Raw genomic sequence first — 11,030 nt, 5'->3', positions numbered from 1 at the left:
TCACGATCAGCGGAATTGTCGTTCTACCGAATCACTTCTATGTACCTGCTTAACGACACGTCGCGTTCTATTTGGAAGCAGATGTTCACCGAGTTCGAGTGGCCTCCGCCGTGCAATGAGCATGGAGCAGAATCTTATTTGCCGTCTGCGAGTTAGCCTGAGCTGATAAGTCCTTGGTACGACGTGGAAAAGAAGCTTAAGCAATATTTTTTCGATTCTTGTTCGCGATAGCGACGGCAGACCAGCGCCGTGGACGCCCGACCGGGATCGACGGGCCGTTCATGGTTGTTTGATTCTCGATGTGTTCGAGAGTTGCACATCAATTCGATGGTTGGGTCATTTTTGTTGCGTGGCCAACCAACCGCTGCAACTGTTACAGCCGAGTCCTGCGACGATGATTCCCCCCCGGTTAGCTCCGTCGCGGGGGCCTGAGGCCGAGGCTTGACCTATCTATTTGAAAGACACGCATGGTCTCCGCCGGGAATTCCCGCTCGCTGGAGTTGCTTCACTCGTTTGCCCCTTGCCCAATTAAAGAACTCGGATGCTTGGGAGAATCAACTGTACTCGTATTGTCGATTTCAGAGTCGCTCGGCTGTCGTCGCGCAACCACCCTCTCGGCTCGGGTGAGCGACCAGTGCGAACCGGCAGAGAATCCAATCGAAAGGGGACAGCCCTGGTCGAGTTGGCGATCTGCATGCCGATCTTCTTTCTGATTGTGTTCGCCTCGATCGAGGCCTGTAACATGATCTCAATGAAACAGATCATTTGCGAAGCAGCCTACGAGGGTGCACTGGTTGCATCCAAACCCAACACAACGGCATCGGAAGTGGTGACAAGAGTCAACACAACGCTTGCATCCCGCGGCGTCACGCCAGCGGACGTGTTCGTCGCGGGAGCTGACGGAACGGCGTTCAGTGGAGTGGAGCGTGGCGACACGGTGACCGTGACCGTTGACGCGGTGACTGATGACAACGCCGTCGGTCCCCAGTTGTTTGGCTTTGCCAAAACTTTATCCAGCAGCTTGTCAGCCGTTAAGCAATAACTCGTGGAGTTGCGATGAAACGTTCAGAAATCCATTGCCGCCGATGGCCGACCGCGCAGCATCGTCGCGGTGCGACAGCGGTGATGTTTATCATCTTGCTCCCCGTACTGCTCCTGTTTATCGGGTTCTCAGTTGACCTTGCCTACATGCAACTGTCGCGGGCGGAGTTGCGAGCGGCCACGGACTTGGCTGCCAAAGCCGCTTCCTCGGAGCTAGCGAGGACCGGCGATGTCGCGTCGGCGATCGCCAAAGGAAAGCAAATCGCCCAGGCCAATACGGTCGCCGGTCAGGGACTGTCACTTGAAGATGCCGATTTTGTATTTGGAAATACCGTTCGCTCGGCGTCTGGCAAATGGACATTTACCGCCAATGCGTCACCTATCAACGCGGTACAACTCAACGGTCGCCGTACATCGGCCGCCCCCGACGGTGAAGTCGACCTCTTTTTCTCGGATCTCCTTGATGGCGGAGGCTTTCCAACGACCGCGATCGCGACCGCCGGTTTTATCAATGCTGATATCTGCTTAGTACTCGATCGCTCGAGTTCGATGAAATTGGCGGTTTCAGATACCTCCACCGGCATGGGCGGTGGCGATCCTCGTGCATGTGATATTCCGTGGGCGGATAGCCGATGGATCGCGCTCGATGACGCTATCCGTATTTTCATGGACAAGATGAACGATACATACGCCGAAGAACAAATCTCGATTGTGAGTTACGCCAGTAACTACACAGCATGCGGGGTGAACAACCAGGACGCCACGCTGGATCAGCCCCTGACCCTCAATACGGCGAGTATCGCGGCCGCGATGGATAACTTGAGCCATACGATTTGGGGCGGCAACACCGAAACGAGTAAAGGCATGTCGCTGGCTCGCCAAGAGCTCAAGGGCGGCAACGCCCGCCCCACCGCCGAGAAGGTCATGATCGTGCTGACCGACGGAGCCTATACCAACGACACGCATCCGGCAGACATCGCGGCAAAAGCTGCGAACGACAAAATCAAAGTGCACACGATTACGTTCGGCTCTTGTCCCGAACCAGTGATCTTGCAGATGCAGACTACCGCCGAGGCGGGTGGAGGACTGCACTTTCATGCACCAGACGCGGAAACGCTCAACCAAGCATTTAGCAAAATCGCGGGTTCGCTTTCTATCCTGACCCAGTAACTTCCTTGAGAACACCTAGTATCACCATGACCAGATCGAGGAAACCACGTCGCGGAGCTGCGATGGTTGAATTCGCCTGCACCTTCCCAATTTTGCTGTTGTTTACTTTTGCAGGTATCGAATTCTCTCGCGTCAACATGATTCGAAACACCGCGATCAATGCGGCCTACGAAGGTGCTCGAATGGGAATCGTGCCAGGGGCAACGTCTTCGGAATGCGAGCAAGCGGCGGAACAACTTCTGAAGTTGATCGACGTCAAAGGTGCGACCGCGGTCGCCACTCCGAAGAAAATTGAGCCAAAAACGGAGTCAATCACCGTGACGGTGACGGTGCCGATCACGTCGGAGAACGCCTTCATCGCACCTAAATACTTCTTCGGAAAGAGCGTCACTTCGACGGTCACGCTGCCCCGCGAAGTGACGTTTTAAGCCAGCAAGAACGACGACGAGTGATTGTCTAAACCCAGGTCACGGACTCACGTCCGAGGAGAGTGCATGTCGTCGAAATCGTGACGAGAGCCATTTTGCAAACGACGTAGGTTCACTTTCCACCAGACGGCCTCGATTTGGCCGGAAGGAACGGGCCCTACATCCCCTCTCAATTATGAAAACGCGTTACCTGTGTACGAGACACAGGTTCCGACATAACGCAAAGTCGATCGTCACAACGTCTTGTCAACGCTTGGAGGCATCGGTCTCAGCAAATTCAGGGGTGAACTGCTGAGACACAGGATGTTCATGCAGGTTGTTAACCGCGGAGGTTTCGCAGCACAGTTGGGAGGATCCCGCCGTTTTGGTAGTACTGCAACTCAACCGGCGTGTCGATGCGGACGCGGCAGGAGAACTCGGTCTTCTTGCCGTTTGGATCCGTCGCCGTGACGGTGATTAGCGAACGGGGTTTGAGGTCGTTCGACAAGTCGACGATATCAAACGTTTCCTCACCGCTGAGCCCAAGTGACTCCCAAGTTGCTCCTTCAGCGAATTCGAGTGGGAGAACACCCATGCCGACTAGGTTGCTGCGGTGGATCCGTTCAAAGCTCGCTGCGATGACCGCTTTGACGCCCAGCATCATGGTTCCCTTGGCTGCCCAGTCACGGCTGCTGCCGGTACCGTATTCGGTGCCTGCGAGAACGACCAATGGCACACCGTCGGCTTGGTACTTCATCGACGCATCGTAGATGCTCATCACTTCGTCGGTCGGCAGATAGCGGGTCACACCGCCTTCGGTGCCTGGGGCCAGTTGGTTGCGGATGCGGATGTTTGCGAACGTTCCGCGGACCATGACGCGATCGTTACCGCGACGTGAGCCGAAGGAGTTGAACTCGCGAACGGGCACGCCGTTCTCTTGCAGGTAGCGTCCCGCAGGGCCGTCCGTTGCGATGGCACCGGCGGGCGAGATGTGGTCCGTCGTGACCGAATCGTTGAGCAACGCGAGAACCCGAGCTCCCTTGATCGGGCCAATGTCGGGAACAGCGTCGCCGGTGACGGCATCGAGGAACGGTGGGTGATGGATGTAGGTACTCTTTTCATCCCACGGGTACAACGCACCTCCGGCGACATCAATCGCATTCCAAAGTTCGTTGCCTTTCACCGCGGCTTCGTACTCGTCGGTGAACATTTCTGGCTTGATGCACTCGGTGATCGTTTCACGGATCTCTTCAGCGGTCGGCCAGAGTTCTTTGAGGTAGACGTCCTTGCCTTCGCTGTCTTTGCCGATCGGCTCGTTAACGAGATCGATGTCGGTGGTGCCGGCGAGAGCGTAGGCGACGACTAACGGAGGGCTGGCGAGGTAATTGGCCTTGGTCAATGGATTGACGCGGCCTTCGAAGTTACGGTTGCCGCTGAGAACCGCTGACGCAACCAGGTCACCTTCTTTGATTGCTTTGGCGACTGGTTCGGGAAGTGGTCCCGAGTTGCCGATGCAAGTGGTGCAGCCGTAGCCAACGGTGTTGAAGCCGAGCTTGTCGAGCGATTCAGACAATCCCGCACGGTTGAGGTAGTCCGTCACGACGCGTGAGCCGGGGGCCAGCGATGTTTTCACGTGCGAGGCAACACTCAGGCCGCGTTCGACGGCGCGTTTGGCGACGAGGCCCGCACCGATCATGACGGATGGGTTGGAGGTGTTCGTGCAGGACGTGATGGCAGCGATCACAACCGCACCGTGCGTGATCTCGCTGCTGTGTCCGTTGTCGGAAACCTTGCCGATGCGTGTCAGTGCTTCAGGAGGTAGACCGAATCCGGACTTGCCGACCGGTGCGGTCAGCGACTTGTTGAACTCGCCCTTCATGTCCGCAAGCGTGATGCGGTCTTGCGGACGTTTCGGACCCGCGAGGCTCGGTTCGACCGTCGACAGATCGAGCGAGAGAGTTTTGGTGTAGTTGAGTTTGGGGCCATCGTCGACGCGGAACAAGCCTTGCTCTTTGCAATATCGCTCGACGAGATCGACGTTTTCTTTGGTGCGTCCGGTTTGACGCATGTACTGCAGCGTCACGTTGTCGACAGGGAAGAAGCCCATCGTTGCTCCGTATTCGGGAGCCATGTTGGCGATCGTTGCGCGGTCTGCGACGCTCATCGCGTTCATGCCGGTTCCGAAGAACTCGACGAACTTGCCGACGACGCCTTCGTTACGCAAGATTTCGACGACCCGCAGAACCATGTCGGTCGCGGTGGCTCCGGCAGGGAGTTCGCCGGTCAATTCGAAACCGATGACTTCGGGCATCAACATGTACAGAGGTTGACCGAGCATGTTCGCTTCGGCTTCGATGCCGCCGACGCCCCAGCCCAGAACGCCAAGGCCGTTGATCATCGTCGTGTGCGAGTCGGTACCGACGAGTGTGTCGGGAACGGCGACAGGGCCTTGTTCGTCCTGAGTGATCGCGACGACGCGAGCCAAGTATTCCAGGTTGACTTGGTGAACAATGCCCACGTTGGGCGGGACGACGGTAAAGTTGTCGAACGCTTGTTGCCCCCATCGCAGGAACTCGTAGCGCTCTTGGTTACGTTGGAATTCCATTTCGACGTTGCGGATCAAGGCCCCTTCGCTGCCGAAAAAGTCGACTTGGACGGAGTGGTCGATCACCAGGTCGACGGGGATCAGCGGGTTGATTTTGCTCGGATCGCCCCCGATTCGTTCCATTGCCGATCGCATCGCGGCCAGGTCAACGACGGCGGGCACGCCGGTGAAGTCTTGCAGGACAACGCGGTACGGCTTGAACGGGACTTCGTGCGGTGCCACCGCGGTGGCTTGCCAACCGGCGAGGTTTTTGACGTCGTCCTGAGAGATCTGAAAATCGTCACAATTGCGTAACACGGCTTCCAGCAGGACGCGTATTGAGAACGGCAGGCGGTCGATTTGTCCAAAGCCTTGCTTTTGCAATGCTTCGAGACGATACAGGGCAGCTTTGCCCGAGCCGGTTTCAAACTGATCGCGTGCACCGAATAAATCCGCAGTCACTGGTTGGTTTCCTTCGTCGAATTGCAATGATGGCGTCGGCGATAATGCCTGCCTGAGAGTCCGCCCTGAAACCGAGAGTTTAGCAACGTCGTGACAGATTGTCTCCGGCCCGACAGTTTCGCGATTTCGGTTTTCCACTATCAGCGAGTTAAAGATGAATGAATCCCCCCAATGTATGGGAAATGCCGATGGTCTTACGTCCACTGACATCTTTCACGCGTTCGATGCCGCGACCGGTCAGCCGATCGAGCCGGGGTTTGCGGAAGCGACGGCTGCCGAGATTGACGCGGCGGCGGTGCGTTCGGCCGAGGCCGCCGAGTGGCTCGCTCATTCTCCGCCCGCGCGGCGAGCGGAACTGCTCGAACGTGTCGCGCAAGGCATGGACGCTCGGCAAGACGAAATCGTGCAGCGATGCGTCACTGAAACCGGTTATTTGCCCGAGCGAGTGATCGGGGAGTTCCGTCGAGCGAGCGGACAATTGCGGGCCTTTGCGGGACTCACCCGTGACCGCTACTGGGACCAGCGACAAATTGCCGCGGCGGATCCCAACCGCGAGCTGGCCCCTGGGCTCGTTGTTCCTCGGCCGGAAATGCGGCGGCGGCTGGTTCCGGTGGGACCCGTTGCCGTGTTCGGAGCCTGTAATTTCCCCTTGGCGATCTCGGTCGTTGGGAACGATTTTGTCGCCGCGATCGCCGTGGGGTGTCCGGTGATCGTGAAATCGCATCCGTCCCATCCGGGGACCTGCGAGCTGCTGGGCCAAGTCGTGTGCGAGGCCGTCGAGCAACTCGGCATGCCCGCCGGCACGTTTTCGTTGCTGCATGGTCGGCGACCGGAAACGTCCATCAGCTTGGTTCAGCACCCGGCGATTGCCGCGGTCGGCTTCACGGGCAGTCCCGTCGGCGGTCGGGCGCTCGCCGAAGCGGTTCTTAAACGTGATCGACCGATCCCAATCTTTGCGGAACTGGGGTCCACCAATCCGGTGTTCATCACCGCCGCGGCCCTTGAGGAGCGTTGCGAGGTGATCGCGAAGGGGTTCGCCGATTCGCTACGATTCGGCAATGGTCACATGTGTACCAAGCCCGGTGTGGTCGTGGTGCCGAAAGATGTCAGTCAACCGTTCGTTGACCAAGTGATCGGCGAGATGTCAAAACAAACACCGCTGCCCCTTTTGAGCGGTGGTGTGGCTGAAGCGTTCGATCGCGGCATCGCGAACTACCGATCCGCCGCGGAAGTGCAAACGCTTCACCAAGGCGGCAGCGGTGGAGCGGAGCGAGACGAGTCGCTGGGCCCGTGGCATCGGGGGCCACATTGGTTTGCGGTCGAAGCGTCGGCCGCGATGGAGAACCACGATGTGCACCGGGGCAGTCTGTTGCACAGTGAAACGTTTGGGCCCGTGTCGTTGTTGGTTCGTTGCTGTGACGAGGAGGAGATGCTAACGATTGCGAAGCAATTCCACGGTTCGCTCACGACCACGTTGCATCGCGGGAGCACCGACGACGGCTTTGTCGAACGTTGGTTACCGATCGCAGAAAGGTTCGCCGGAAGGATCATCTACAACGGTTGGCCGACGGGAATGGAGATCGGGCCAGCAACTCAGCACGGCGGTCCTTACCCCGCGAGCCTTGACGGCAACAGCACATCAGTCGGCTACGAAAGCCTCCGTCGCTTCGTCCGTCCAGTCTGCTACCAAAATTGGCCCGCCGAGGAACTTGACGCCGCGGGCCCGTGGTGAGTGTGGGAGTGTGGGAGTGTGGGCTCAGTCAGGCCCGGAGGGCCGGTACAACTTTTGCCGGGGGTGTAAACCCCCGGTGACCGATGCCTCTTCAAACCACCAAGCCCTGAGGGGGCGACATACTCTCACCTGCCGGGTCATGATGACCGAATTGTGTCGGCCCTCCGGGCTTGGGCGCGTTGGGGCGGGATCCGACGGTTCACGCACCAGTCAGGCCCGGAGGGCCAGCACAACCTTTGCCGGGGGTGTAAACCCCCGGTGACCGATGCCACTTCAAACCACGAAGCCCTGAAGGGGCGATACAACTGCATGTTCAATCCCACACATATCGCTCGTCATACTCAATCTCATGCTTGGTGAGCAGGTTGAGGTACTCGACCTGGTAGGGTTCTTTGGTGTGGTGTTGCATTTGTTTGGCGATGTACCGATCGACGCGATCTTTTTGAGAGGTGCTCACGGTGAAGGCTCCGTAGCCGTCCTGCCAGCCGAACTTGCGAAGCGACCCGCTTGTCTCGTTGATGTGTTTGCTGGTGTTCGCTTTCACTTTGCCAACAAAGTTGGCGACTGCGATCTTTGCGGGTATGCGAACAAGTAAGTGAGCGTGGTCAAAGTGCCCTCCGACTCGAAGAGGACTGCCGGTCAGTTCGGTGCATGTGCCAGCCATGTACGCGAACACGCGTTCTCGAAAGTCATCTTTCCGCAGATACGGCACTCGGTTCTTGGTGCTGAACACGATGTGATACAGCAACTGTTGGTGGGTGCTCACCGAATTAGCCCGGGGAAACGAGTTAACGAACCAAAATCTGTTACACGTTTTACCACCTGCCGGGTTGTGATGACTGAATTGTGTCGGCCCTCCGGGCCTTGGGTTAGGGTTGGGGCAGGCGTCCGGGGCCTGTCGGCCCCGGCATAGGTTGTGTCAGCCCTTCGGGCTTGAAAGCGGGGGGCCGATTGGATGATTCACGCACCAGTCAGGCCCGGAGGACCGGCACAACCTTTGCCGGGGGTGTGAACCCCCGGTAACCGATGCCTCTTCAAACCACCAAGCCCTGAAGGGGCGACAAACTCTCACCTGCCGGGTCTTGATGCCTGAGTTGTGTCGGCCCTCCGGGCCTTGGGTTTGGGTTGGGACAGGTGTCCGGGGCCTGTCGGCCCCGGCAAAGGTTGTGTCAGCCCTTCGGGCTTGAAAGCTTGGGGACCGGACGGTTCGCACCAGTCAGGCCCGGAGGGCCGGCATAGCCTTTGCCGGGGGTGTGAACCCCCGGTAACCGATGCCTCTTCAAACCACCAAGCCCTGAAGGGGCGACATACTCTCACCTGCCGGGTCTTGATTGCTTAGTTGTGTCGGCCCTCCGGGCCTTGGGTTTGGGTTGGGGCAGGCGTCCGGGGTCTGTCGGCCCCGGCATGGGTTGTGTCAGCCCTTCGGGCTTGAAAGCTTGGGGATCGGACGGTACGTACCAGTCAGGCCCGGAGGGCCGGCACAACTTTTGCCGGGGGTGTAAACCCCCGGTAACTGATGCCTCTTTAAGCCACCAAGCCCTGAAGGGGCGATACACTCTCACCTGCCGGGTTGTGATGACCGAGTTGTGTCGGCCCTCCGGGCCTTGGGGTTGGGTTGGGGCACGTGTCCGGGGCCTGTCGGCCCCGGCATAGGGTGTGTCAGCCCTCCGGGCTTGGAAACTGGGGGACCGGACGGTTCACGCACCAGTCAGGCCCGGAGGGCCGGTGCAACCTTTGCCGGGGGTGTGAACCCCCGGTGACCGATGCCTCTTCAAACCGCCAAGCCCTGAAGGGGCGATACAACAGTCCGGGGCCTGTCGGCCCCTGCATGGGTTGTGTCAGCCCTCAGGCTTGAAAACTTGGGGCCTGAAGTTGAGCTGGTTTGGCGACTCAGTGCTTTCCGACAGATTCGTCTTTGCCGTTCAGCTTTACCGACTCGATGTTGGTGAACTTGCCGATTTGCATGTTGGCTCCGCCGATCATGAGCAGTTCATTCTCGCTACGAGGGAGCATGCGGTGGAAAAATCTTGCGGGATCGCTTTGGGCGATCGTTTGCCATTCGCTTTCGTTGTCACTGAGTCGATGCACGAATCCGTCCATGGTACTGACGTAAAGTTTTCCTCCGGTTGCAAACGACGCTGTGCCGAAACCGGACATGCCTTTGCCTGGCAACCCGGGTGCTTCACTCCACGAATCCGACTTAGGATCGTAGACGTCAACTCGAGTGGTAGGGCCATCTTCGGGGCCCATTCCGCCGATAACAAACAATTTGTTGTGGTGTGCCGCGACGCTGATCGCTCGACGTTGAAACGGGGGTTGGGCGAGCGGTTGCCACGTCGCATTGGGGTTGCTTAAGTCAAGAGACCATGCGGTTTGATGCCATTTGCTTTCGTCACTCTCGCCCTGAAGGCTCCACCCGCCGAATACGTAGACGGTGTCGCCCAATACTGCCGCGTCGAGCGATGAACGCGGTTCAGGAAGATCCGCAAGCTCTGTCCATTCTTTGCTTTGCGGATCAAAGCTCGCTACCGACGTCTGGGAACGCAGGTCTTGCTCTTCGCCTTCCTCGTTCATCGCGGTGAATCCGCCAATGCGAATCACTCGGTCACCGTGGGAGACAAGGGCAAGTCCTTGAAGCGATGGTCCTGAAGGCAGTTCCTTCCAAGTACCGTTACTTCCCTCGGAAAGATCCAAGGTCCAAAAACGATTCGATTGTTCCGCGATCGAGTACGAATGGGCACTGCCGGTGTGTCCGCCATACACGTAAAGCCGGTCACCTGAGATGGCGGCGCCGAAACTGGTCAATTCTTCCGGCAAATCGGGTAATCCAGACGGGACGATCGAAGCTGCGGTATGGGGAGCCACCTTCGGTTCCTTCGGTTGTGAAATGCGAAACGTCGCGGTGAGATAATCGGTGGTGCTGTTGTAAGACTGCCCATCGTGAGTCCCTGATGCCTCTTTGTCGCTCACGCCAACAACGATTGCATTGAGTCCGTCTTCGACTTCATTGGCGGTGAATCGAACGACGCCTTCTTCGTCCGTGTCGCGGGAGGCTTCCTCGTGACCCTCTTCGCAGTATAGCGCCACCTTCGTGTCAGCCAGCGGTTTGCCATCGTGAAGAACCGTGATGCTGACGCCGCCTTCATCAGCGGCGCGAACGATGGTTTGCAACGCAGCGTTCTCACGCGGCTGCGTGGGCCAGCTCTTCGGATCAGGCTCCGCGAGATGTTCGACGTGGTAAGTCAATTTGGTTCCATGGTAGAGGCCGTAGGTTACCGACCCTGAAATCTCAGCGTTCGGATCAACCGGTGCGCCGGATTGTAGACCAACGAAGGTATCTGTGTTTACCGGCGTGGTCGGAATCGCTTCGCCGGATCCATCGCGAGTGAGTCGGATCGATTGGATCGATTCCGGCATCACGTAGGTTCGGTCATCGGGCGATTCGCCGAACCACAACACGAGTTTGCCGTCGTCGTCGGTGGATAGCCACGGGAAGTGAGCATGGACGGTGTTGGCGGCGAACACGATAAGCATCGCGGCGATCGCAAGTAAATGTTTGTTGATGTTCATGTTTATCTTCGGTGAGGGACTGAGTATTTGAAGTTGCCCGCGTTTGGGCGACTGTGAGGTTCGG

The 11,030-nt window shown here is 58.2% G+C and carries 7 protein-coding genes; 4 read left to right on the top strand and 3 right to left on the bottom strand.

The genetic code is table 11. The features are described from left to right. Positions 1 to 634: 634 nt before the first annotated feature. Genes NB063_RS00100 through NB063_RS00090 form a run of 3 tightly spaced genes read left to right on the top strand, consistent with a single transcriptional unit; the run spans position 635 to position 2,639 of the window. Positions 635 to 1,042, top strand: coding sequence for a TadE/TadG family type IV pilus assembly protein (locus tag NB063_RS00100; protein ID WP_250926689.1), 408 nt, complete (start codon positions 635 to 637; stop codon positions 1,040 to 1,042). A 14-nt stretch (positions 1,043 to 1,056) separates the two neighbouring features. Beyond that, positions 1,057 to 2,211 (top strand): VWA domain-containing protein, encoded by a 1,155-nt coding sequence (locus NB063_RS00095; protein WP_250926688.1) that lies wholly within the window; start codon positions 1,057 to 1,059, stop codon positions 2,209 to 2,211. 26 nt (positions 2,212 to 2,237) lie between these two features. Then, positions 2,238 to 2,639 (top strand): TadE/TadG family type IV pilus assembly protein, encoded by a 402-nt coding sequence (locus NB063_RS00090; RefSeq protein WP_250926687.1) that lies wholly within the window; start codon positions 2,238 to 2,240, stop codon positions 2,637 to 2,639. 319 nt (positions 2,640 to 2,958) lie between these two features. Here NB063_RS00090 and acnA read toward each other — a convergent pair whose 3' ends face one another. Further along, a complete protein-coding gene (gene acnA / locus NB063_RS00085; protein WP_250926686.1) occupies positions 2,959 to 5,664 on the bottom strand; it encodes an aconitate hydratase AcnA in 2,706 nt (901 codons plus the stop codon). Positions 5,665 to 5,818: 154 nt separating this feature from the next. Between acnA and NB063_RS00080 the strand changes: the two genes are divergently transcribed. Next, positions 5,819 to 7,396 carry an aldehyde dehydrogenase (NADP(+)) gene (locus NB063_RS00080; protein ID WP_407652511.1) on the top strand — a complete coding sequence of 526 codons (1,578 nt, stop codon included), beginning with the start codon at positions 5,819 to 5,821 and terminating at the stop codon, positions 7,394 to 7,396. A 313-nt stretch (positions 7,397 to 7,709) separates the two neighbouring features. Here the strand turns inward: NB063_RS00080 and tnpA are convergent, their stop codons facing one another. Continuing rightward, positions 7,710 to 8,162, bottom strand: a complete 453-nt coding sequence (gene tnpA, locus NB063_RS00075; RefSeq protein ID WP_250926685.1) for an IS200/IS605 family transposase — start codon at positions 8,160 to 8,162, stop codon at positions 7,710 to 7,712. A gap of 1,124 nt (positions 8,163 to 9,286) precedes the next feature. Continuing rightward, positions 9,287 to 10,966, bottom strand: a complete 1,680-nt coding sequence (locus tag NB063_RS00070) for a Kelch repeat-containing protein (RefSeq protein ID WP_250926684.1) — start codon at positions 10,964 to 10,966, stop codon at positions 9,287 to 9,289. Positions 10,967 to 11,030 lie beyond the last annotated feature (64 nt).

The sequence above is a fragment of the Aporhodopirellula aestuarii genome (assembly GCF_023701485.1).
Classification (GTDB): domain Bacteria; phylum Planctomycetota; class Planctomycetia; order Pirellulales; family Pirellulaceae; genus Rhodopirellula; species Rhodopirellula aestuarii.
Note: the sequence above shows the minus strand (reverse complement) of the source record. Positions and strands in the feature narration are given on the sequence as shown.